The following is a 21132-nucleotide window of genomic DNA, read 5'->3' as shown; positions in this document are numbered from 1 at the left end:
CTGCGGCATCGCTCTCGGTTTCCAGCATCATCGATTGCAGCGGTGGCAGGTCGGCCGGGGTCTACTTGTAGAAGTGGTTCAGCGCGGGGAACAGTGCCACTTGTGTTGGCAGCGTCATGCGGGCCGCGCGCAGTGCGTCCGCGTGGTGTACCGGTACCGAGGCGTCGCGCCCGCCCTGTACGATCAGCACCGGCTGCCGCACGCTGGCCAGCGCCACCACCGGGTCGACGCGGTCGGCGCTACGCAGGTAGGCGTGGGCCGCTGCCGGCATGGCGGCCAGCATGGCAGTTCCCGGATCGTCCGCCGCCTCGGCCGGCAAGGTCTGGCCGGTGCGGATTGCAGCCACCGAGCGGTCGAACAGCGCCAGGTCGGGCGGGGCGTCCGGCGGTGCCATGGCCGCGATCTGGGCACGCATGATGCCGAAAATCGTCAACGCAGGTCCCGACAGGCTCACCACGCCATCGATAGCGGCCGGTTCGGCACCGGCCGCCAGCAGCGAGGCCACCACCGCGCCCTCGCTATGACCTGCAACCACGACCGGCCGCGTGTCCAAGGAGCTGCGCAGCAGCGTCAGGCCTGCTGCCGCCACGTCCACCCGCGTCAGAAATTCGGTATGCGTGGCAGCCAGTGCTGCGTCGACAGTGCGCGAGCCGGTGCCGGGGCCGATCTTGGCCATGCGCAGGACCGCAAAGCCGCGTGCACAGAGCTGGCGCGCCAGATCGGCGTAGGCGTGCGGCCGCATATTCATGGTTGGATAATTGCCATCGACATCGCTGAACAGCGATCCGGGCACGATCAGCACTGCGCCCGCGGCGGTGCCGTCGGGGCGGCTGAGGCGGCAGGCGATGTCGACGCCGGCGCCACTGACAAAGACGTCCTGTTCGGCGTGCGCTGTGGCGACCTGGCTGACGTGTCCTGCGGCGCAGTTGCCGGCGCGGGCGCGAGTACCTGCCGCGCATGGATCGCCATCGCCTCGGCCAGGAAGGTCGCCAGTTGCGGGTGCAGCGCGTCGAACATGGCGTCGAACTCAGCTTGCTCCGTGTACAGCGTGCCCAGCGCCGCATAGGCGCTGGCGTCGGGCCGCCACGACCGGCACACCCAGCGATAGTGCTGCGCCGTTTCAGCCTGTACCTCGTTCGCATCCGGCGTCAGCCCGCGTTCGATGAAGGTCACGAAGCGCGCGTGGATGGCGTCGATATCGGCCTTGAAGTCGAGCAGGCCGGCCGACGGGAGCGCCGCCAGCGTTTGCTGCGATTGCCGGATTGCCGATGCCGCCGGCGGGCCGTAGCGCTGCACCAGTTCCGCTTCCCACTCTGCCTGTCTGGCCAGCGTCACGCCGTCGAACAGGCGCCGCGCATCGAGTGGCTTGCCAGCGTCGAGCAGCGCCAGCGTGCGGTCGATGGTGCCGGCCAGATCGCGCCGGCGCGCGATGTCGTCAGCCACTCGCTGGCGCAAGTCGAGCAGCGCGGCGCGGGTATCAAAAGCAGGGTCGTCGAGCATGCGGCCGATCTCCGCCAGGCTGATACCCAGTTCGCGGTAGAACACGATGCGCTGCAGTCGCAGCAATTCCTGCTCGCCGTAGTAGCGATAACCGTTACCGCCGATTTCCGGCGTCAGCAGGCCGATCTGGTCGTAATGATGCAGCGCCCGCACGCTGATGCCGGCGGCCTTGGCGACCTGTTTGACAGTCTGTCTCATGAATCCTCCTTGGTGACAATGCATTCTGGGGGATCACGCCACGTAAGGGTCAAGCATTTTCAGCGCGCCGCCTGCACCTGTGTGCGGTCGTCGCGCGTGCGCGCCAGTGCGATGATCTGCTCCAGGTCCACCGGCTTGACCAGGTGGTGGTCGAAGCCGGCGTCGAGCGTGCGGCGGCGGGCGTCGCTCTGGCCCCAGCCGGTGAGGGCGATCAGCAGGATGTCGGCGGCGCCCGGCTGCTGGCGGATCGCGCGCGCAGCGTCGTAGCCGTCCATGCCCGGCATGCCGAGATCCAGGATGACGATGTCGGGTCGGGCGTGCGCCGCTGCTGCCACCGCTTCCTCGCCGCCATAGACGGCGCGCGTGTGAAACCCTTCGGCTGCGAGCAGCGCGGCCAGGGTGTCGGCGGCGTCGTGGTTGTCGTCCACCACCAGCACTTGTCGCTGCTGGCCGGCGCCGCCGCTGTGTGCAGGCGCCGCGAGGGGCCGGGGCGCGCGCTCGTCGCTGGCGTGGACGACCGGCAGACGCACCGTGAACTCGCTGCCTTTGCCCACGCCCTCGCTGGTCACGTCCACCGAGCCGCCATGCATCTCGGCGAACTGGCGCGCCAGCGTCAGGCCGATGCCCAGGCCGCTGGTGAACTGGCCGGCCACCGTCGTACTCTGCTCGAACATGGTGAAGATGCGTGACAGCGCCTCCGGTTCCAGGCCGATGCCGCTGTCGCGCAGCGACACCACCAGCACCCGGTCCGCGACGTGGGCGCGCACCAGCACCTGGCCGCCCTGCGGCGTGAACTTGATGGCGTTGGAGAGGATGTTGGCGAAGATCTGCACGATGCGCGCGTAGTCGGCATGCAGCATGACCTCGGTGAGCGGCAGCTGCCACGCCACGTGGATGCGCTTGGCGGTTGCCGCCTGCACGCATAACTCGTTCACGTGGTTCATCACTGCCTGCAGGCTGACCAGCTGGCGTTGCAGCTTGATCTTGCCGCGCGTGATGCGCGCCACGTCGAGCAGGTCGTCCACCAGCCGCGTGAGCAGCCTGACCTGGCGCTCGACGACGTCGCGGATGCGCGCCACCGGCGCTGCGTCCGGGTACATATGCGTGAGCAGCGACACCGAGGTGCGGATCGGCGCCAGCGGATTGCGCAGTTCGTGACCGAGGCTGGCCAGGAATTCGTCCTTGCGGCGCGCCGCTTCGCGTACCTGGTACTGCTTGTGGCGGGCGCGCAGCGTCGCTTGCAGCGCCGCGATCAGGGCCAGCGTGCGCACCGGCCGTTCGAGCAGGGTGAGGTTGCCGAGGCCCGCCACCGCCTTGCGCACCACGGGCGAATCGGCGCCGTGGTGGGTGAGCAGCAGGATCGGCAGGTCGGACCAGTCGGGCTGCCGCGCTACCATGGCGTGCAGCAGCTGGTAACCGCCGTCGGTCAGCGCTTCCTCCACCGTGAGCACGGCGCCCACGCCGGCGGCGGCCTGCTGTTCCAGCTCGGCCAGGGTGGCGCAGACATGGCTGTCGAGCTTGGCCAGCGCCAGCACGCGCGCAGCCAGCGGGCCGTCCTGGCCGGTGGGGGCGTAGATCAGGATGCGCGTTTCCATCGGCTTCAGGACCGCTCGTCGGCGGCCGGCTGCTCCGGCGCGATGGCGTCGCTGTCGTACCTGGGCACACCGGTCAGGATGCCGTGAAAGCCGCGCAGCACCGGCCCCACCGTGATGCCGTCCGTGCCGACCTGGAAGCGGCGGATGGTGCGCTCGTGCGCGCTGCCGCGCTTCTTGAACACGGAAATCGCCTGCCGCACCTCGCCCTCGGCCTCGAAGTAACGCAGCATGATGATGTTGTCGGCGATGTAGCTGGCATTGATCGACGACGTGTTGGCGCTGCCGATCATGCCCTGCTGGACGCCGACGATGAGGCTGACCACGCCGCGCTGGCCCAGGTAGGTGAGGATCTCGTGCAGGTAGGTGGTCATGAAGCGTTCGTCGGGCATGGCGTTCAGGTAGCCGTTCAGGCTGTCGATCACCAGCACCTTGACCCCGCGTTCGACGGCCTGCACCACGGCCTGCGTGAGCTGGCCCGGGGCCAGTTCGGCCGGGTCCACCTGCTGGATGGTGAGCAGGCCGTCGCGTTCGGCGCTGTCCAGGTCCAGGCCCAGGCTGGCGCAGCGGTTGAGCAGGTTGTTGCGCGCCTCCTCGAACAGGAACATGGCGCTCTTGTCGCCGCGCTGGCTGGCAGCGTGCACGAACTGCGCGGCCAGCGACGATTTGCCGGTACCGGACGGGCCGGTGATCAGGGTGCTCATGCCTTCTTCCAGGCCGCCGCCGATCAGCTGGTCGAGCGCGGACAGTCCGCTCGAGAGCTGGCGCCGCGCGCTGCTCACGCGCGAATCCGCCGCCACCAGGCGCGGGTACACGCGCAAGCCGCCGCGCACGATCTGGTAGTCATGGGCGCCGCCGTGGAAGGCGACGCCGCGGTACTTGACCACGCGGATGCGGCGCCGCTCGGCGCCATACGCCTGCTCGACCCGTTCGAGCGTGAGCACGGCGTGCGCCACGCTGCGCACCTGCAGGTCGGTGGAGAGCGCGGTGCGGTCGTCGAGCAGGATGGTGGTGCAGGCGCGGCTGGCCAGGTACTGCTTGAGCGCCAGCACCTGGCGCCGGTAGCGCAGCGGATTTTCGGCCAGCAGCTGCAGCTCGGACAGCGAATCGAGCACCACGCGGCGCGGCCGGCACTTGTCGATGGCGCTGACGATGTGCTGGGTGGTGGTGCCCATTTCGATTTCGGCCGGGTGGAAGATCGTGTACTGCTGGTCCGGGTCAAGCGCGTTTTCGCCGGGGATGATTTCCTCGACCTGGATGCCGGCCATGTCCCAGCCGTGCGCTTGCGCTACGGCGCGCAGCTCCACCGCGGTTTCCGCCAGGGTGATGTAGAGCACGTGTTCGCCGCGCTGCACGCCCGCGAGCAGGAACTGCAGGGCCAGCGTGGTCTTGCCGGTGCCGGGTTCACCCTCGACCAGGTACAGGCGGTCGGCCGTCAGGCCGCCCCCGAGCACGGCGTCGAGACCGGGCACGCCGCTCGACAGGAATTCGGAAGTATTGCTGTTTTGTGGTTCCATGAAAGCGGTCCGGTTGGGCGTTGGCGCCGTTGCGGAAGCAGCCGGCGGATGACCGTGAAGCGTTGAACATAAAACGTCAAGGTGACACTGCGACGCTGCACGCAGCGACATGGATAAAACGAGCGATGCTGCAGGCGCGGCACGATTTCTTGAAACCGTGTAATTTTATTATTTTACCCCAAGCCGACTGTCTCCGCTGGTTGCTTGAGGCGGCGCAAAATGTTTCTCTGCGGAATTGCAAAGCGCTTGACATAGTTAGAATGATCGTTCATTCTATCGCATGTGTTTACCTTCTCCCAGTACTCTCCTCAGAAAGTCTCGCCACATGGAAGCTTTTCTCTGCAAACCGTCCCTGCGGACGGCCGGGGCCGCAGCCCTGATCACTGCAACCGCCCTGGTGGCTGGTTGCTCCAAATCCACGACCGAAGCACCTCGCACGCAGCAGGTGGCGGAAGTGGGCGTCTACAAGGTGGTGCAAGCACCACTGCAGATCACGACCGAACTGCCGGGCCGCACCAGCGCCTACCAGGTGGCTGAAGTGCGCCCGCAGGTCAACGGCGTGATCCAGAAACGCCTGTTTGTCGAAGGCTCCGACGTCAAGGCCGGCACCGCCCTGTACCAGATCGATCCGTCGATCTATCAGGCCAATGTCAACTCGGCCAAGGCCACCCTGGCCAAGGCCAAGGCCAACCTGCTGACCAGCGGCCCGAAAGCGTCGCGCTACAAGGAGCTGCTGGCCATCGAAGGCGTGAGCCGCCAGGATTACGAGGATGCAGTCGCTGCCGACGCCCAGGCGCAGGCGGACGTGGAGTCGGCCACCGCCGCGCTGCAGGAAGCCAATATCAACCTGCGCTACACCAATGTGTATGCGCCGATCAGCGGCCGTATCAGCCGTTCGACCGTGACGCCCGGTGCGCTGGTCACCGCCAACCAGACCACCGCGCTGACCACGGTGCAGCAGCTCGATCCGATGTATGTCGACGTGACGCAGTCGAGCGAAGACCTGATGCGCCTGAAGCGCGAGATGGAAAACGGCAGTCTCAAACAGGCGGGGCAGGCCAAGGTCACGCTGGTGCTGGCCGATGGCACCAAGTATGCGGAAGCGGGCAAGCTGCAGTTCTCCGACGTCTCGGTGGACCAGGGCACCGGCAACGTGACGCTGCGCGCCATCTTCCCCAACCCGAAACAGCATCTGCTGCCCGGCATGTTCGTGCGCGCGGTGATCGAATCGGGCGTCGATGAAAAAGCCATCACCGTGCCGCAGCAGGGCGTGACCCGCAACCAGAAGGGTGAAGCCACCGCCATGGTGCTGGGCAAGGACGGCAAGGTCGAACAGCGCGTGCTGACCACCGCCGGCACCTACGGCGACAAGTGGCGCGTGAAGTCGGGCCTGGCCGATGGCGACCAGGTGATCGTCGAAGGTCTGCAGAAGGTCAAGCCGGGCGCACCGGCCGTGGCAGCCAAGGCGCCGGCGGCCGGCGCCGCGCAGTCAGGAGCGGCTGCACCAGCCGCCCCGGCAGCCCCTGCGGCCAAGCAGTAATCGAGGAGATCGCACATGTCCCGCTTCTTTATTGATCGCCCGATTTTCGCCTGGGTGATCGCGATCGTGATCATGCTCGGCGGCATACTGGCCATTCTCGGCCTGCCGATCGCGCAGTATCCGGCCATCGCGCCGCCTTCGATTTCGATTACCGGTTCCTACCCCGGCGCCTCCGCCAAGACCGTGGAAGATGCTGTCACCCAGGTCATCGAACAGAAGATGAAGGGTATCGACGGCTTGCGCTACATGTCGTCGTCGTCCGACTCGGCAGGCGGCATCAGCATCACGCTGACCTTCGAATCGGGCACCAACCCCGACATCGCCCAGGTGCAGGTGCAGAACAAGCTGCAACTGGCCACGCCGCTGCTGCCCACCGCCGTGACCCAGCAGGGTCTGGTGGTCAACAAGGCGACCAAGAACTTCCTGCTGGTGATCGGCTTCGTCTCCGACGACGGCTCGATGAACCAGGCCGACATCGGCGACTACGTCACCGCCAGCGTGCTCGATCCGATCTCGCGCGTGGAAGGCGTGGGCGACGTCACCAACTTCGGTTCCCAGTACGCGATGCGCATCTGGCTCGATCCGGCCAAGCTGCAGAGCTACCAGCTCACGCCGGCCGACGTCACCACCGCCATCAGCGCGCAGAACACCGAGGTGTCCGCCGGTGAGCTGGGCGGCGCGCCGGCCGTGGCCGGCCAGCAGCTCAACGCCACCGTGACGGCCCAGAGCCGCCTGCAGACGGCCGAGCAGTTCGGCGCCATCCTGCTGAAAACCACCACCGGCGGCGCCACCGTGTACCTGCGCGACGTCGCCCGGATGGAACTGGGCCGCGAAAACTACTCGATCGTGGCCCGCTACAATGGCAAGGCCGCCACCGGTATCGCGATCAAGCTGGCCACCGGCGCCAACGCGCTCGACACCGCCCAGGCGGTGAAGGACAAGATCAAGCAGATGGAAAAGCAGTTCCCGGCCGGACTGAAAGCGATGGTGGCGTTCGACACCACGCCGTTCGTCAAGATCTCGATCGAGGAAGTCGTCAAGACCCTGGTCGAAGCGATCGTGCTGGTGTTCCTGGTGATGTACCTGTTCCTGCAGAATTTCCGCGCCACGCTGATTCCGACCATGGCGGTGCCGGTGGTGCTGCTCGGTACCTTCGGCATCCTGTCGGTGCTCGGCTTCTCGATCAACACGCTGACCATGTTTGCGGTGGTGCTGGCGATCGGCCTGCTGGTCGATGACGCCATCGTGGTGGTGGAAAACGTCGAGCGGGTGATGACGGAAGAAGGCTTGTCGCCGGTCGAGGCCACGCGCAAGTCGATGGGCCAGATCAGCGGTGCGCTGGTCGGTATCGCCATGGTGCTGTCGGCCGTGTTCGTGCCGATGGCGTTCTTCGGCGGTTCCACCGGCGTGATCTACCGCCAGTTCTCGATCACCATCGTCTCGGCCATGGTGCTGTCGGTGATCGTGGCGATGGTGTTTACGCCGGCGCTGTGCGCCACCATGCTCAAGCAGGTGCCGAAAGGCCACACCCAGGCCAATACCGGTTTCTTCGGCTGGTTCAACCGCACCTTCGATCGCGGCAACCGCAAGTACCAGGGCCTGGTCGGCTCGATCATCAACAAGAGCGGCCGTTCGCTGATCGTCTACGCGCTGATCGTGGCCGTGATGGCGTTCGTGTTCCTGCGCCTGCCGACGTCGTTCCTGCCGGAAGAAGACCAGGGCGTGCTGTTTACCCAGATCCAGCTGCCGACCGGCGCGACCCAGGAGCGCACGCTCAAGACCATCGAAAGGGTTGAGCAGCACTTCATGAACAACGAGAAGGAATCGGTGGCCTCGGTGTTTGCGGTGGCCGGCTTCAGCTTCGCCGGTAACGGTCAGAACACCGGTATCGCCTTCGTGCGGATGAAGGACTGGTCCGACCGCAAGGGCAAGGACCACGCGGTCAGCGCGATCGCCGGCCGCGCCATGGGCGCCTTCTCGCAGATCAAGGATGCGATGGTGTTCGCGTTTGCCCCGCCGGCGGTGCTGGAACTCGGTAACGCGTCCGGCTTCGACCTGATGCTACAGGATACCGGCGGCGTGGGCCACGCGGCCCTGATGGCGGCGCGTAACCAGATGCTGGGCATGGCCGCGCAGAGCAAGGTCATCGTCGGCGTGCGTCCGAACGGCCAGGAAGATACGCCGCAGTACAAGATCACCGTGGACCAGCAAAAAGCCGTGGCGCTGGGCCTGGCGATCGCCGACGTGAACCGGGTGCTCAGCACGGCCTGGGGCTCGGCCTACGTCAACGATTTCATCGACCGTGGCCGCGTGAAGAAGGTGTACATCCAGGGCCAGGCCGAATCGCGCATGGTGCCGGAAGACCTGAACAAGTGGTTCGTGCGTAACAGCGCGGGCGAGATGGTGCCGTTCTCGTCGTTCTCGCACGGCGAGTGGATCTACGCCTCGCCGCGCCTGGAGCGCTACAACGGTCTGCCATCGGTCGAAATCCTGGGCCAGCCGGCGCCGGGCCAGAGTTCGGGCGCCGCCATGGCCGAAGTCGAGCGCATGGCAGCGCAGCTGCCGCCCGGTATCGGTTACGAGTGGACCGGCCTGTCGACGGAAGAACGCGACTCCGGTTCGCAAACCACGCAGCTGTATGCGATCTCGATCTTGATCGTGTTCCTGTGCCTGGCCGCGCTGTATGAAAGCTGGTCGGTGCCGTTCTCGGTGCTGCTGATCGTTCCGCTGGGGATCGTCGGCACGGTGCTGGCAACCTACGTGTTCAAGATGTCGAACGACGTGTACTTCCAGGTCGGCCTGCTGACCGTGGTGGGTCTGGCTGCCAAGAACGCGATCCTGATCGTGGAATTCGCCAAGGACCTGCAGGAGCAGGGCATCGAACTGAAGGAAGCGACCCTGCAGGCGGTGCACCTGCGCCTGCGTCCGATCCTGATGACGTCGATCGCCTTCGGTCTCGGTGTACTGCCGCTGGCGATCAGCAGCGGCGCCGGCTCGGGCAGCCAGAACGCGATCGGCGTCGGCGTGCTGGGCGGGATGCTGACCGCAACCTTCCTCGGCATCTTCTTCGTTCCATTGTTCTTCGTGCTGGTGCGCGGCCGCTTCGGCAAGAGCAAAGCCAAACCTGCCGCCACGCCGGCCGTGGAGGCACACTAATCATGAAACCCGTCATGAACATCATGCATAAATCTTCCCTGACCCTGGCGGCGCTGGCGCTGCTGGGCGGTTGCAGCCTGGCGCCGGTGTACCAGCGTCCTGCTGCGCCGGTCAGCCAGGCCTGGCCTGCCGGCGAGGCCTACAAGGGCTTGCCGGCAGCGGCGGCCGATGCCCGTCCGGTGTCCGAAATCCAGTGGCGCGAGTATTTCGCCGATGCGCGCCTGCGCCAGGTGATCGAACTGGCGCTGGCCAACAACCGCGACCTGCGCGTGTCCGGGCTCAATATCGAGCGCGCCCGCGCCCAGTACAACGTCAGCAGCGCGCCGCTGCTGCCGACCGTGGCCGCCGGCGTCTCGCAGAGCGCCTCCCGCGTGCCGCGCAATCTCAGCACCACGGGCGAATCGTCCGTGACGCGCCAGTACAGCGCGGGCGTGTCGCTGGCCGCGTACGAGCTCGATTTTTTCGGCAAGGTACGCAATGCCTCGGAAGCGGGCCTGCAAACCTACCTGGGGACCGAAGAGGCGCGCCGCACCCAGCAAATCAGCCTGGTGGCCGAAGTGGCCAATGCCTGGCTGACGCTGACGGCCGACCAGCAACGCCTGAAACTGGCGCAGGACACCCTGGCCAGCCAGCAGACCACGTATGACCTGAGCCGCAAGCGTTTCGAGGCCGGTGCCACGTCCGGTGTGAACGTGTACGACGCCCAGACCAGCGTGGAGTCGGCGCGCAACGACGTGGCCACCTACACCTCGCAGGTGGCGCAGGACCAGAACGCGCTGAACCTGCTGGTGGGCGCCCCCGTGCCCACTACGCTGCTGCCCGCGGGCGAGCTGGTGTCGGTGACCGAGCTGACCGCGCTGCCGGGCAGCCTGCCGTCCGATCTGCTGCAGCGCCGTCCCGACGTGCAGCAGGCCGAACGCGCGCTGCGCGCCGCCAACGCCAATATCGGCGTGGCCCGCGCCGCCTTCTTCCCCAGCATTTCGCTGACGGCGTCGGGCGGCAGCGCCAGCCGTGACCTCTCCGGCCTGTTCAAGGCCGGTTCCGGGACGTGGAGCTTTGCACCGCAGATCAACCTGCCGATCTTTAACGGTGGCCTCAACACCGCCAACCTGGCGATCGCCAGGGCCGACCGCGACATCTCGGTGGCGCAGTACGAAAAGGCGATCCAGGTCGCGTTCCGCGAAGTGGCGGACGCACTGGCGGTGCGCGGCACCATCGACGAGCGCCTCAATTCGCAGCAGGCACTGGTGCAGGCAGCCGAGAAGAGCTTCAGGATCAACGAAGCGCGCTACCGCAGCGGCGCCGATACCTACCTCAACTCGCTGGTGTCGCAGCGCGCGCTGTATCAGGCCCAGCAAGGCCTGATCAGCACCCGGCTCAGTCAGACCAGCAATGCCGTCACCTTGTACAAGGTGCTCGGTGGTGGCTGGCAGCCGGAATCGGCGCAGGCCGCACAGCCCACGCCGGCGGCCCAGCCGCCCCGCGGCTGATCCTGCGACCCTTGCGGCGGTCGCGTCTGTGCGGCCGCCGCCTACCCAAGGAATGACCATGACCACCTCTCCCGCAAAACGGCGCGTCGATCCCGAGAAGGCAGCGGGGCGGCGCATCCAGGTGCTGGAAGCGGCGGCCGTTTGCTTCGCACGCAGCGGCTTCCACGGCGCCAGCATGTCGGAGATCTCCAAGCAGGCCGGCATGAGCGCCGGCCATATCTACAATTATTTCGACAGCAAGGACGCCATCATCATGGCGTTCGTCGACCGCGAGGCCGAACACGTCACCGAATTGCTGCAAGACCTGGAGTCGCGCGACGACCCGCTGGGAGCGCTGCTCGAAGAAGCCGGCAACGCCGTCGATCAGCATTTGCAGCCGCAGCCCTGGCACGTGCCGCTCGAGATGTACGCGGAGGCGTCGCGCAACCCGGTCGTCGCCGCCAAGCTGCGCGAGAATTCGATGCGCTCGCGCGCTGCCATGCGTGTGCTGGTGCGGCGCGGCCGCGAAGCGCGCGGGCTGCCAGTGGACGACGTGCTGCTGAACTCCCGGGTCGATGCCATGATCGCCTTCTTCCACGGCTTGCCCGTGCGCGGGATGCTGCATGACGACCTCGATCGCGATGGCATGACCGAAGCGTTCCAGACCGCCATGCGCGCGCTGCTGCTCACCTGATTTGTTTCGTAGTGTTTTCCCCGATGTCGCGCGGTGGCGGCTGTTGTAACATGTCCGCACTCTTCCTAGTGATCGGAGCATCATGACTGCCTATGTAATTCCCGCCCATGACATCGTGGGCCTGCCCGTTGCCGGTACCGACGCCCTGTTCCCGGTGCGCCGCGTGTTCTGCGTGGGCCGTAACTATGCCGGCCACGCGCGCGAAATGGGGTCGGACCCGGACCGCGAACCGCCATTCTTCTTCAGCAAGCCAGCCGACGCCCAGGCCATCGTGCCGGTGGCGCCGGGGCAGGTCGCCGCGCTGCCGTATCCGCCGTTGACCAGCAATCTGCACTACGAGTGCGAGCTGGTGGTGGCCATCGGCAAGGGCGGCAGCAACATCGGCGTCGCGGATGCAGCGAGCCACATCTTCGGCTACGCGGTCGGCTTCGACATGACGCGCCGCGACCTGCAGTTCAAGATGCGCGACGCCGGCCGTCCGTGGGAAATCGGCAAGGCGTTCGACTATTCGGCGCCGATCGGCGTGATCACCCCGGCAGCCCGGGCCGGCGACATCAACCGCGCCGCCATCGAGCTGAAAGTCGACGGCGTGACCAGGCAGACATCGAGCATCGACGACCTGATCTGGTCGATCGACGAAGTCATCGCCAACCTGTCCACGCTGTTCACGCTGGCGCCGGGCGACCTGATTTTCAGCGGCACGCCGGAAGGCGTCGGTGCGGTCGTGCCGGGGCAAGTGCTGGTCGGCACGGTGGCCGGCATCGACGGCATCACGGTAAAAATCGTATAAACGATTATTTTTCCCCGGATCCGCAACACAAACATGACAAATGCTTAAACTGGCTGCTATAATCTCGGCCTAGTCGGGGCGTAGCGCAGCCTGGTAGCGTACGTGCATGGGGTGCACGGGGTCGGAGGTTCGAATCCTCTCGCCCCGACCAATAGAATCAAGGACTTAGGCCAATCTTCGGATTGGCCTTTTTCTTGCCTGCAAAAATTACCCCTACAATTACCCCTACAGATTCGCGGCCTCAGGTGCAGCCGTTTGGAATCGTTTGGTACTACTCATCAGCTTTTCGGCTCTCTGCAATCCGATCCATTTGCCACTTCGCTACCTCGGCGGAATCCCATGCAATCGCCTGCGGGCCTATGTGGATCGGCGCCGGGAAGGTCTTCGCCTTCACCGCGCGCAGGATGGTGCTACGCGACTTGCCGGTGACGCGCACGACTTCGGGCATCCGGATAAAAAGTTTCATTTCATTCATGTTCATGGTCTTTCCTTTCTTTGTAGACGATTTCTCAACTCGTAGCACGGGAGTGAAATTCCTATGGTGTTTCGTTTCATTACACAAGATTTTTTGAGTTCACTATCAATTAGTGGCTGTTGTCACTATTTATTTATTCCTTGGCACTATCCCAAGATTTTTTTTAATGTCAATATTCCGGTATGTCAGAGATCTACCGAAGCCAATTCAGGATGCCCATTTCCCTGTTCGAAAAACTGAAATTCGAGGCAGTGAAGGCTGGGCGCAGCATTAATGCAGAGCTGGTTGGGCGAATGGAATCCAGCTTCGACGTAAGCTCGAATGAGATTGATACACGCCTCATCCTCGAAGCGATCGAGCGTTTGTCTAAGCGAAACCGAGATATTCAATATTCATTTAGCGTAAATTTAGATGCCAAAAGCGCCGACAAATCTTCTGAAACGGCAAATGGCAACTCGCCTCTAAGTGTCGATCCTACTGACTCTAGTCCACCGGAGACGACCCCTTCATCGTAGAGAGCTATGCAGTTTTTTTGATGAAGGCCTCGCTCAAGCCTCGCCTCCGGTGCCGTTCTGGCGCTGGCCGGCGCGCACGCCGGCCCGGTAGCCTTTGGCGTAGGCCTGGCGCGGGTCCACCACCAGTGCGTGCGGCGCCTTGACCCAATACCACGCCCGGCGCGCGGCGGCGGCCACCAGGTTGAGCGGTACCGGCATGCACAGCGCATCGCCGGTGCGCCAGTCCACCACGGCCACGCCGTAGCCGGCCGGGATCAGCTGGCCCTCGGCCATGATGCGCACCAGCAGCGCCGCCTGCACATCTGAGCGGTGGTGCTCGTGGCAGCGCGGGCAGCACTCCCAGGTGCGCGCGGTGGCGCCGGCGGTGAGCTGGTACTGGCGCGGCGCCGGCCGGTGACCGATCAAGCTACAGAGCAATCTCTTGTTCATGCTCGGCCCTCCACCAGCTGCAGGTGCGCCAGCTCGCGTGCCACGCCGTCGGCGGTAGCTGCGCACCGGTGAAGGAGGGCAGCGCGCTCGTCGGACCGCACCGCCGACATGGTGCTCAGCATTGCCGCGACCAGGCCGGCCAGCGCTTCGAGGCGCGCCACTTCGGCGGCGCATTCTTTCGACAGGCGGTTCAATTTCCACCTCTGGCCGCCAGGCGCTGCGCGACATCGTTGAGGTCGCTGATCTCAGCTTCGGCGCGGTCGGCCAGCATTTTCAGCGATCCGATGGCCAGTATTTTGAGCTGGTCGCAATGGCTCGGCGAGAAGTAACCGCCCGTCTCCTCGTGATCCCGGTCCAATTCCGACTCCTGCACGATTTTCAGGGCCAGCTCGGCGCCGCGGCAGACGCTCATGGTGAGGGCGATGAATTCGGCGTGGGGATTACCCTTGAGCTGCGGGACCAACCAGCTGAAGCTCTGATGCTTCGGCACGTGCACCGGTGGCGCGGCCGCGTCGTCTGCCGGCGGGACAAAGCGCGCGTTCATTCCGCACCCCGCACCAGGCTGACGCCGTAGAAGTAGCCGACGACTGCAGCCAGCCGCGCGCGGCTGCCGTCCGTGAAGTCGTCCAGGTGAAGCAGAGCCAGCTCGATGGTAATGTCCGCCGACCAGGTGCCGCACGCGACGCTGATGCACCCCGTCTGGCTGCCGGTGCCCAAGTCGGTACCGGTAAAGCGCAGGAGCGGCTTGAGGCCGTCGCGCAACTCCAAGGGCAGGCCATCGGCCGCACCGAGCGGCTCCCACTCGCCAGCATTTTCGATCCGGGCCGACTCCCACGGCGTCACAAAGACCTGGCCCAACCAGTCGGCGTTGCCTTCGAGGCGGAACATGTTGATCACGCGCGGCACGTCGGCGAAGTCGACCGCATGCCAGAGCGCGCGGCCGTCCGGGCCGTGGATGTCGCAGCGCTGGTTTGGCGCTGGGATGTCGTCGGCCAGCAGCACGACGTTGCCCACGCCGGCAAGGGCCATCGGCGGAACGAAGCGGGCGTTCATTGGGCACCGCCTTCCATGTTAGCGAGGAGGAGGCGCGCATCGGTCACCGATTCCTGAACCAACACCGCATTGCGGTAGGCCGCTTTTACCAATGCGTCCAGGCGCAGGATTACATGTGCCACTTTCAGATCGTTGCTCTCAACTGAATCCAGTTGCTCGAAGCAGATTTCGCCAAGCGTTTGCGCGGCCAGCGCCTGCGATTCGATGTCGCCAAGGTGGTGCTTGATTTGCGACAAGTGCAAGGTTGTGTTTACAACATTTACTTGCTCATTTTCGGGACTGGTGTTAACCTTCGTTTTCTGGTTCATATGTGTCTTTCGATAAGGTGTGTTGATCCACGCGGCCTTGGAGCTCTCACCCTCCATGGCAGTCGTTTCTGGTAGCGCCAGTACGGCACTGTTTGTATCGGAAGGCTGGCTCTCACCCCAGTCTTCCGATTAGTTTTCAGCAGAGCGGTAATTCAGCCCTGCGGAGATCTAGCTCAAACGTCTAAGCTTCCTTCACTTCATGCGACGCCTGCTCGCGTTTCATCGCTTCCCGCACAATCTCAACAAGCTCAGCGTTGGCCGTTCTGAAATTGCGTTTTGCCCGCTCTTTCACCCAGTCCATCATCGGCTTCGGGATGCGCATTTCACCGCGCCACATTTCGACATCGAGTCGTTTAGACATTCTTCAATCCTCTAATGATATGGCTAATAGCCACTATTAATATACGCCACCACAGTCCGACCGGCAAGGCGTTTATGGCTCATAGCCAGCATTTATGTTGCTGGCGAATGACGGTATGCTCCATCGCCATGACCACCGAAAAAAAACGCACTCCTCAAGACGCAGACAAATTCATCGTTCGTCTGCCGTCCGGTATGCGCGAACATATCGCTGATGCAGCTGCAAAAAGCCATCGAAGCATGAATGCGGAGGTGATCGCTCGCCTAGAGCGCACCTTTCGATGGGACGAAGTCGATCACCCGCACCCCGCCGAGTTGACGGCCGAGATCCAGTACTCGGCGGCACGTCTGCAGGATTTGATCCGCGAGTTCGCTATGCAGCAGGTAGATCCGGATCGAGGCGCCCGAGCACCAGTCGAGGGCATGGTCGATGACGACGATATCGAGCTCTGGCCGACGGCGATGCCTGAGCGCACCCACAAGCGCAAGGTGTAGCCCAACATCGGCTGTCAGCGGTGACAATGTGCGATATTTCAAGCAGTAAACATATCTATACTTTGTGGAATTGCCGATTCCCGGCTTCAACCTATCGGATTCCAGATGACCACCGACTTGAACCTCATTACCGCTTTTCGAAATGAAGCCGTTTCCGACCGCCAGATTGACGAGCTGATCGGCATCATCAAGGGTGTGCTTGCCGACGGCATGGTTTCGCAAGGGGAGGTCGAGTTTCTCATTTCGTGGATGGAGGCCAACCGTCGCGCCGCGAACCTCTGGCCGGCGAAAGTCCTGTACCCGCGTTTGCTTTCCGTGATGGCTGACGGGAAGCTGGACCTGCAGGAGGAATCGGAGATTCTTGAACTGCTGACCAAAACCGTCGGCGGCAACACCGCTCCCCAATATGGGAACGGTAGCGACAGCACGCGTCTCCCGTTCACTGAGCCTGCCCAACCAATTCAGTTCTCCGGCCAGCTTTTCTGTTTCACCGGAAAATTCAACTCCGGCCTCCGCACCTGGTGCGAGCAGCAGGTCACGGACCGTGGCGGCATTGCCTCGGGCACGATCACTAAAAAGCTGAACTATCTGGTGATCGGCGACATTGGTAACGACAACTGGCTGCATTCGACTCACGGTAGAAAGATTGAAAAAGCCATCGAGTACAACGCTGCCGGCGGCAACATCTTCATCGTTGGCGAGGAGCACTGGCACGGCCACCTATAGGCTCGAGGACTAGCTGCCGATCAGCTGCAACTGGCCGCCTGGTGGCCTCTGCGCCGCTGCGCGCACGACTTCGACGACCGATTCGTACCAGTCGATCTGGTCGCCCACGTGCTTGTTCTTTGCCTGGAACGGATGCACTTCGCCGTGCGCCATCCCGGCCTCGGTGAGCACGTAGCCGCTCTCGCTCTTCCGCTGCAAGCCGAGGTCGATCAGGATCTTGTTCACGCGGATCGGCGACAGCTTCGGCGCCAGGCGCTTGCCTATCTCGGTCGGGTTGAGCTTCACCGATTTGTCCAGCGCCTCGGAGGGCAGGGCAGTGCCGAACTGTGTCGCCGGAAGGCCGGTTTGTTCCTCGATCATGCGCAGCTTGATGGCGGCCACGACGTCGGCCCGCGTGCCCGGTACCTTCGCCACCATGTTGCCGATGAAGTCGATCGCACGGACGTCGGTGAGCGATGATGACAGTAATGGACGGATGCGCTTTGTCGGCGCTCCTGGCACCGAATAGGCGCCGGTGCGCCGGATCGACGGCAGCACGTTATGGGTTACCCAATGCTTAAACCGTTTCGCGACATCCTTGGTTGCTCCCATGGTCAGCGCGTAAAGTCCGGGCTCGTTGATATGGTTCGCCAGCTGCGTGCGGCCCATTGAATCGATGGCGTCCAATTTCTGGACGTCATCCTCTTCTACGTGGGTTTCGAGCGCTTGGCGGGAGTTTGCGAAGCCAAGTGCCGCGCAGACGTCGCCGGCATGGAACTGCAATTCGCCGCCAATTTCGACCACGCGAACTGAATGGCCTTCGAAGTCGAACGGGTTGGGGATTAGGTCACGTGCGCTCATTTTTTCCTCTGTGGTGAGTGTGGTTTTGCTTCGGTGCTACTAGTGCTAATTTTATTGCTCGGCCAGGTGGCTTTTCCAAAAGAGCGTTATTTGAGCTTATTCAGGCGGTATTTGACGGTATTCGACACTTAAGGCTCTCAAGTGCCCGTAACTCGAATTTCCCTGTCTAAAATCAAATACTTAGAAGTTCGGCGGATGCCATATCCGCCTTTGCTTCGTAGGCGTTCTCATCGGCGTTCTTGTCGTGGACTAGACCTTGCCACTCTTCGGTGTTGCCTCGTTTGTCCCGGCGTCTTCGATGCTGGAGTACACCTTGCAGTGGTCGTCGATCGCGGAACCATAGCCATCGGCGAAAATAAAGAAGTCGGCCAAGCTGGAGAAGTCCTTGGTGACCTTGCCGTTGGTGACCGCCAAGCCATACGAAGCAATCTGAATCGTCCAACCGTAGCGGTCTGCAATCTTCAGCGCCGCCATGAGGTTGGCTGCGCCATCTTTTGAGTCCGCCGTCAACAGCAGGTTCTTGTTGATGACGGCGCGCTTTCCTTCATCCTCCCCGTTGGAGTAGCCCCACAAATAAATGTGAATCATGTGCGCCGGCTTATTGTCAAAGATCACTTCGTGACCTTGAATCAAATCCAGATTGGCACTGTTCACACTGCTCTCGTGCACTTCCATGCCGAGCAGGGCGGCGTAGCGCCGGGCCTCGGCATGGTGATCGTTCGCGCGGGCGACCATTTCCTCATAGGTGGGCGGTGCGAATGCGGCGCTGGCGCCGGCCGCGATGTTGCTGGTGCTGGACATACTTTTCTCCTGGTGGTGGTTGGTGGACACGATGGTAGGCTGGGCGGCCAGGCGTGGTTGCAAAATTCCCGGCGCCGCTCACTGGTTCGGCGCGTTCGGGGCGACGCGAATCAACTCGAACATTGCTGCGTCGCCGCCGACTGCGGCGGTTACGTCGATGGCCATGCGCAGCGTGCGCGCGGAAATTCCGACTTGAGCCAGCAGGGTGGTGAACACGTCCGATTGGGCGAAGCCAGCGCGGGCGGCGCCGGCAAGGATCTCATCGGCGCGCTCGCGCAGGCCTGGCGTCGGGCTTTCCTTGGGGTCGTATGCATAGCCGGCCATCATCAAGAATGCGGCGGCAGCAGTCATGTCGTAATGACCGTCTCTTTTGGAGAAGTGCTGCTTGAGCAGTGCTTGGTCGGCGCGGCGGCCGGATGGAGTGTTGGTCGTGCTGCTGGTTGACATGTTTGCCTCAGTTCGGTTGGACTGAGACGGACTATAGCAATATGCTTTTGGATTATCAATAGCAAATTGCGCTAAATTTTGCTTTTTTAGGAAAAGCAAGGGAAAAAAAATCCCCGGAGCCGGGGACTTATGAGGATCAAATGTGGTTTGTTTCTCGTTTCACCACGCGCCCGATGATGATGCATTCACCATCGCGGCAGCCCTTCGGGCGATATTTCTGCTGGTCCCGGTTGTCGGACGTAAGCCACCATTCACCGCGATCGCGCGTCATGCGCTTGATGACGGCCTCACCCTCGTAATTCACCGCATACACGCCGCCGTCCTCGATCTTGGTGTCGCCCGTATTCACAATGACCTGGTCGCCTTCGTACAAGTTTGGCTCCATGCTTTCGCCTTTTACTGAAATTGCGAGGAGCTGGCCCGGCACGTAACGATTGCGGTCTACCCAGTTTTTGGCAACCATCAGGGTGCTGCCGTCGTGAATTTCGGGGATAGTCTGAAACCCGGTGATGCCAGCAGAGAGGCGCAGCTTTACCTTGGGGATCATGTAAAAGTCGGGGTCGTCTGCATCGACTATGCGTACTGGCACCGCGCCTGGGAAGAGGGCGTGTGCGCGCTCCGACGTCATCGGATCGTCCGGCGCGGATGCGTGCTCACGGTCCATCCAGCCCTCCTCTTTTCCGCATCCTGCTTCGAGCTTCCGCGCCAGCGCGTCGCCGACACCTCGTGGGGTGCCGGTGCTCGACTTGGCGCCGTTCAGTATCTGGCTCAGGTACATGGGCGCTGTGCCGGCGCGACGCGACACTTCATCCGCAGTTCTAAATTCGCGGACAAGTGAGCGGAGGTTTGCAATTCGGGTTTCTTTTACGGTAGCCATTCCGGCATTTAATAGCAGATTGCTTTGATTAGCAAGCAAAATTTGCTATTGCGCTTGTAAAAGCAAATTGCTATAGTCGTGGCCATGAAATTACACGACTACCTCACCCAGCAACGCGGTCGCACTGCCGACCTTGCCCGAGCAATCAAGGCCCACTATCCGGACGTTGCGCGTTGGGCGGCCGGTACGCGCGTCATTCCTATCCGGTTCGGCATTCCGATCGAGCGCGCCACCGGCGGCTTGGTCACACGCCAAGAGCTGTTCTCGGCGGATATCTGCCGGGACGTGTGGCCGGAACTGTCCACTACCCCCGCCGAGGAAACCCCATGACCCAATCCTATAAAGCTGCTGGCGACGAATATACTTTTCCGATGTACTCGGTTTCCGCTGGCGTCATCGCCTCGGCGGCTGGCCAAGAGAAGCTGGCCCAGCTGCTGCAGCGCGGCCACGCTGTAATCGGACACATTTTGCACAAGGATGGACAGTACGTGCTGCTCGACGGTTCGTGCCGCTGGCTCACCAAACCGCACTACCAGCGGCTGATGCACGAGCAGGATGGCTCTCTGTTCGGGGGCGCCGACGGCACTGCCGAGGACGCTGCGCAGCTGCGCGCCCGCATGCTCGAGCTTGCCGGCGAAGTGGCAAATGCGCGCGCGAAAGCTACGCGTGACGCTGCCGCCGCAGACCAGCGCCAGGAGGCGGAATTGGCGCTGCATGATCAACTGCACAAAGCCACCGCGCGCAACCGCGCGCTCGAGCATCAGGTGCTGGCATTGTTCGGCCCGGCCGCCACGCCCGCCGACCACGGCGCCAAGGTGCGCGCCGCCATTGCCGAAACCCGCACCGTGTTCGAAGGCGAGCCCATGGCCATCGAAGCGCTGAATTACATCGAGCGGGAGCTGGCCGCCGGCGCGCCGGTTCTCGCGCAAACGGGAATCGTCTCCGGCACCGCGAATGCAAGCATCGCGAAAGAAAGCCATATGCCGCTTGGCTCCGCGCCAGCGCCAGCGCTGGTTGCGGGCAGCGAGTGGCCGGCCTGGGCGCGTCAGCTCGACAAGGTGGCTGCCGAGGTGCGACAGATTGAAGGCGCTACCGGGAAGGTGTTCGGCCAGCTGGCGACCATCCTGGGCGCCGTCGGCGCCAATGTGTTCGACCAGGCCGCCACCGCGATGGCCGCCGAATCTGCCGAGAAGTTGGCCGATGCCGAGCGCAGTGTCGCCGCGCGCGCCAGCGCCCCGACCGTCAGCAAGCTGGTGGTGGATGTGGATACCACCCAGCTCGACGCCGCGCTGGCGAAGGCCGAGCGCCTGCGGGTGCTGCTGGCGGACTTGGCGCTAAAGGGCTGAGGCG

The 21132-nt window shown here is 63.6% G+C and carries 25 protein-coding genes and 1 tRNA gene; 11 read left to right on the top strand and 15 right to left on the bottom strand.

Features of this window, described 5'->3' with window-relative positions:
• Positions 1-61 precede the first annotated feature (61 nt).
• The 4 genes from ASF61_RS21420 to ASF61_RS21405 are packed head-to-tail and all read right to left on the bottom strand — an operon-like array spanning position 62 to position 4807.
• Positions 62-793: a S9 family peptidase gene (locus ASF61_RS21420; RefSeq protein WP_229205963.1), complete on the bottom strand. Its 732-nt coding sequence runs from the start codon at positions 791-793 to the stop codon at positions 62-64.
• A gap of 2 nt (positions 794-795) precedes the next feature.
• Positions 796-1698, bottom strand: coding sequence for a MerR family transcriptional regulator (locus ASF61_RS21415; RefSeq protein WP_056160700.1), 903 nt, complete (start codon positions 1696-1698; stop codon positions 796-798).
• Between the two features lie 59 nt (positions 1699-1757).
• A complete protein-coding gene (locus ASF61_RS21410; RefSeq protein ID WP_056160698.1) occupies positions 1758-3293 on the bottom strand; it encodes a hybrid sensor histidine kinase/response regulator in 1536 nt (511 codons plus the stop codon).
• Positions 3294-3298: 5 nt separating this feature from the next.
• Positions 3299-4807 carry an ATPase domain-containing protein gene (locus ASF61_RS21405; protein WP_056160697.1) on the bottom strand — a complete coding sequence of 503 codons (1509 nt, stop codon included), beginning with the start codon at positions 4805-4807 and terminating at the stop codon, positions 3299-3301.
• A 325-nt stretch (positions 4808-5132) separates the two neighbouring features.
• Here ASF61_RS21405 and ASF61_RS21400 point away from each other — a divergent pair, with 325 nt between their 5' ends.
• The 6 genes from ASF61_RS21400 to ASF61_RS21375 all read left to right on the top strand — a co-directional run bounded on the left by ASF61_RS21400 (position 5133) and on the right by ASF61_RS21375 (position 12607).
• Entirely contained in the window at positions 5133-6347 is a 1215-nt protein-coding gene (locus tag ASF61_RS21400; protein ID WP_156369681.1) for an efflux RND transporter periplasmic adaptor subunit, read from the top strand.
• A gap of 15 nt (positions 6348-6362) precedes the next feature.
• Positions 6363-9503, top strand: a complete 3141-nt coding sequence (locus tag ASF61_RS21395; RefSeq protein WP_056160695.1) for an efflux RND transporter permease subunit — start codon at positions 6363-6365, stop codon at positions 9501-9503.
• A gap of 23 nt (positions 9504-9526) precedes the next feature.
• Positions 9527-10993: an AdeC/AdeK/OprM family multidrug efflux complex outer membrane factor gene (adeC, locus tag ASF61_RS21390; protein ID WP_056160754.1), complete on the top strand. Its 1467-nt coding sequence runs from the start codon at positions 9527-9529 to the stop codon at positions 10991-10993.
• Between the two features lie 58 nt (positions 10994-11051).
• Positions 11052-11666 (top strand): TetR/AcrR family transcriptional regulator, encoded by a 615-nt coding sequence (locus ASF61_RS21385; protein ID WP_056160692.1) that lies wholly within the window; start codon positions 11052-11054, stop codon positions 11664-11666.
• Between the two features lie 82 nt (positions 11667-11748).
• Positions 11749-12456, top strand: a complete 708-nt coding sequence (locus ASF61_RS21380) for a fumarylacetoacetate hydrolase family protein (protein ID WP_056160690.1) — start codon at positions 11749-11751, stop codon at positions 12454-12456.
• Positions 12457-12530: 74 nt separating this feature from the next.
• A tRNA-Pro gene (locus ASF61_RS21375) sits at positions 12531-12607 on the top strand.
• Positions 12608-12727: 120 nt separating this feature from the next.
• Here ASF61_RS21375 and ASF61_RS21370 read toward each other — a convergent pair.
• Complete coding sequence (locus tag ASF61_RS21370; protein ID WP_056160688.1) at positions 12728-12937, bottom strand: AlpA family transcriptional regulator; 210 nt, start codon at positions 12935-12937, stop codon at positions 12728-12730.
• 206 nt (positions 12938-13143) lie between these two features.
• Here ASF61_RS21370 and ASF61_RS23025 point away from each other — a divergent pair, with 206 nt between their 5' ends.
• Positions 13144-13446, top strand: coding sequence for an Arc family DNA-binding protein (locus ASF61_RS23025; RefSeq protein WP_229205962.1), 303 nt, complete (start codon positions 13144-13146; stop codon positions 13444-13446).
• 33 nt (positions 13447-13479) lie between these two features.
• Here ASF61_RS23025 and ASF61_RS21365 read toward each other — a convergent pair whose 3' ends face one another.
• The 6 genes from ASF61_RS21365 to ASF61_RS23020 all read right to left on the bottom strand — a co-directional run bounded on the left by ASF61_RS21365 (position 13480) and on the right by ASF61_RS23020 (position 15597).
• Positions 13480-13875 carry a hypothetical protein gene (locus ASF61_RS21365; RefSeq protein ID WP_156369680.1) on the bottom strand — a complete coding sequence of 132 codons (396 nt, stop codon included), beginning with the start codon at positions 13873-13875 and terminating at the stop codon, positions 13480-13482.
• Positions 13872-14069, bottom strand: a complete 198-nt coding sequence (locus ASF61_RS21360; RefSeq protein ID WP_056160682.1) for a hypothetical protein — start codon at positions 14067-14069, stop codon at positions 13872-13874. The genes ASF61_RS21365 and ASF61_RS21360 overlap by 4 nt, the downstream gene beginning before the upstream one ends.
• Complete coding sequence (locus tag ASF61_RS21355; protein ID WP_056160680.1) at positions 14066-14419, bottom strand: hypothetical protein; 354 nt, start codon at positions 14417-14419, stop codon at positions 14066-14068. The genes ASF61_RS21360 and ASF61_RS21355 overlap by 4 nt, the downstream gene beginning before the upstream one ends.
• Positions 14416-14928, bottom strand: a complete 513-nt coding sequence (locus ASF61_RS21350) for a hypothetical protein (RefSeq protein ID WP_056160678.1) — start codon at positions 14926-14928, stop codon at positions 14416-14418. The genes ASF61_RS21355 and ASF61_RS21350 overlap by 4 nt, the downstream gene beginning before the upstream one ends.
• The gene (locus tag ASF61_RS21345; protein ID WP_156369679.1) at positions 14925-15236 is read right to left on the bottom strand and encodes a hypothetical protein; all 312 of its coding nucleotides are present in this window, start codon (positions 15234-15236) and stop codon (positions 14925-14927) included. The genes ASF61_RS21350 and ASF61_RS21345 overlap by 4 nt, the downstream gene beginning before the upstream one ends.
• A gap of 181 nt (positions 15237-15417) precedes the next feature.
• Entirely contained in the window at positions 15418-15597 is a 180-nt protein-coding gene (locus ASF61_RS23020; RefSeq protein ID WP_082491870.1) for an Arc family DNA-binding protein, read from the bottom strand.
• Between the two features lie 128 nt (positions 15598-15725).
• Between ASF61_RS23020 and ASF61_RS24435 the strand changes: the two genes are divergently transcribed.
• Positions 15726-16091 (top strand): Arc family DNA-binding protein, encoded by a 366-nt coding sequence (locus ASF61_RS24435; protein WP_082491875.1) that lies wholly within the window; start codon positions 15726-15728, stop codon positions 16089-16091.
• A 105-nt stretch (positions 16092-16196) separates the two neighbouring features.
• A complete protein-coding gene (locus ASF61_RS21335; RefSeq protein WP_056160673.1) occupies positions 16197-16817 on the top strand; it encodes a BRCT domain-containing protein in 621 nt (206 codons plus the stop codon).
• A 9-nt stretch (positions 16818-16826) separates the two neighbouring features.
• Here the strand turns inward: ASF61_RS21335 and ASF61_RS21330 are convergent, their stop codons facing one another.
• The 4 genes from ASF61_RS21330 to ASF61_RS21315 all read right to left on the bottom strand — a co-directional run bounded on the left by ASF61_RS21330 (position 16827) and on the right by ASF61_RS21315 (position 19683).
• Positions 16827-17657, bottom strand: a complete 831-nt coding sequence (locus tag ASF61_RS21330) for a BRO family protein (RefSeq protein WP_082491869.1) — start codon at positions 17655-17657, stop codon at positions 16827-16829.
• Positions 17658-17906: 249 nt separating this feature from the next.
• A complete protein-coding gene (locus ASF61_RS21325) occupies positions 17907-18458 on the bottom strand; it encodes a hypothetical protein (protein ID WP_056160670.1) in 552 nt (183 codons plus the stop codon).
• Between the two features lie 78 nt (positions 18459-18536).
• On the bottom strand, positions 18537-18905 hold the full coding sequence (locus tag ASF61_RS21320) for a hypothetical protein (RefSeq protein ID WP_056160668.1): 369 nt from the start codon (positions 18903-18905) through the stop codon (positions 18537-18539).
• 136 nt (positions 18906-19041) lie between these two features.
• Positions 19042-19683, bottom strand: a complete 642-nt coding sequence (locus tag ASF61_RS21315) for a S24 family peptidase (protein ID WP_229205961.1) — start codon at positions 19681-19683, stop codon at positions 19042-19044.
• A gap of 183 nt (positions 19684-19866) precedes the next feature.
• On the opposite strand from ASF61_RS21315, the gene ASF61_RS21310 reads away from it, so the two are divergent.
• Positions 19867-20112, top strand: a complete 246-nt coding sequence (locus ASF61_RS21310) for a YdaS family helix-turn-helix protein (RefSeq protein ID WP_056160664.1) — start codon at positions 19867-19869, stop codon at positions 20110-20112.
• Complete coding sequence (locus ASF61_RS21305; RefSeq protein WP_056160662.1) at positions 20109-21128, top strand: hypothetical protein; 1020 nt, start codon at positions 20109-20111, stop codon at positions 21126-21128. Before ASF61_RS21310 ends, ASF61_RS21305 begins: the two co-directional genes overlap by 4 nt.
• Positions 21129-21132 lie beyond the last annotated feature (4 nt).

It is taken from the genome of Duganella sp. Leaf126, from assembly GCF_001423125.1.
GTDB lineage: Bacteria > Pseudomonadota > Gammaproteobacteria > Burkholderiales > Burkholderiaceae_D > Rugamonas.
The sequence above is the reverse complement of the archived record's forward strand: the minus strand, read 5'-3'. Positions and strand labels throughout refer to the sequence as shown.

Coding starts and splice junctions, on each gene's coding strand:
- ASF61_RS21335 (WP_056160673.1), top strand. CDS start 16,197: ATGACCACCGACTTGAACCTCATTACCGCTTTTCGAAATGAAGCCGTT.
- adeC (WP_056160754.1), top strand. CDS start 9,527: ATGCATAAATCTTCCCTGACCCTGGCGGCGCTGGCGCTGCTGGGCGGT.
- ASF61_RS21400 (WP_156369681.1), top strand. CDS start 5,133: ATGGAAGCTTTTCTCTGCAAACCGTCCCTGCGGACGGCCGGGGCCGCA.
- ASF61_RS21330 (WP_082491869.1), bottom strand. CDS start 17,657: ATGAGCGCACGTGACCTAATCCCCAACCCGTTCGACTTCGAAGGCCAT.
- ASF61_RS21405 (WP_056160697.1), bottom strand. CDS start 4,807: ATGGAACCACAAAACAGCAATACTTCCGAATTCCTGTCGAGCGGCGTG.
- ASF61_RS21320 (WP_056160668.1), bottom strand. CDS start 18,905: ATGTCAACCAGCAGCACGACCAACACTCCATCCGGCCGCCGCGCCGAC.
- ASF61_RS21350 (WP_056160678.1), bottom strand. CDS start 14,928: ATGAACGCCCGCTTCGTTCCGCCGATGGCCCTTGCCGGCGTGGGCAAC.
- ASF61_RS21345 (WP_156369679.1), bottom strand. CDS start 15,236: ATGAACCAGAAAACGAAGGTTAACACCAGTCCCGAAAATGAGCAAGTA.
- ASF61_RS21395 (WP_056160695.1), top strand. CDS start 6,363: ATGTCCCGCTTCTTTATTGATCGCCCGATTTTCGCCTGGGTGATCGCG.
- ASF61_RS21310 (WP_056160664.1), top strand. CDS start 19,867: ATGAAATTACACGACTACCTCACCCAGCAACGCGGTCGCACTGCCGAC.
- ASF61_RS21380 (WP_056160690.1), top strand. CDS start 11,749: ATGACTGCCTATGTAATTCCCGCCCATGACATCGTGGGCCTGCCCGTT.
- ASF61_RS21355 (WP_056160680.1), bottom strand. CDS start 14,419: ATGAACGCGCGCTTTGTCCCGCCGGCAGACGACGCGGCCGCGCCACCG.
- ASF61_RS21305 (WP_056160662.1), top strand. CDS start 20,109: ATGACCCAATCCTATAAAGCTGCTGGCGACGAATATACTTTTCCGATG.
- ASF61_RS21315 (WP_229205961.1), bottom strand. CDS start 19,683: ATGTACCTGAGCCAGATACTGAACGGCGCCAAGTCGAGCACCGGCACC.
- ASF61_RS21370 (WP_056160688.1), bottom strand. CDS start 12,937: ATGAACATGAATGAAATGAAACTTTTTATCCGGATGCCCGAAGTCGTG.
- ASF61_RS21415 (WP_056160700.1), bottom strand. CDS start 1,698: ATGAGACAGACTGTCAAACAGGTCGCCAAGGCCGCCGGCATCAGCGTG.
- ASF61_RS23025 (WP_229205962.1), top strand. CDS start 13,144: ATGCCCATTTCCCTGTTCGAAAAACTGAAATTCGAGGCAGTGAAGGCT.
- ASF61_RS21365 (WP_156369680.1), bottom strand. CDS start 13,875: ATGAACAAGAGATTGCTCTGTAGCTTGATCGGTCACCGGCCGGCGCCG.
- ASF61_RS21325 (WP_056160670.1), bottom strand. CDS start 18,458: ATGTCCAGCACCAGCAACATCGCGGCCGGCGCCAGCGCCGCATTCGCA.
- ASF61_RS24435 (WP_082491875.1), top strand. CDS start 15,726: ATGACCACCGAAAAAAAACGCACTCCTCAAGACGCAGACAAATTCATC.
- ASF61_RS23020 (WP_082491870.1), bottom strand. CDS start 15,597: ATGTCTAAACGACTCGATGTCGAAATGTGGCGCGGTGAAATGCGCATC.
- ASF61_RS21385 (WP_056160692.1), top strand. CDS start 11,052: ATGACCACCTCTCCCGCAAAACGGCGCGTCGATCCCGAGAAGGCAGCG.
- ASF61_RS21410 (WP_056160698.1), bottom strand. CDS start 3,293: ATGGAAACGCGCATCCTGATCTACGCCCCCACCGGCCAGGACGGCCCG.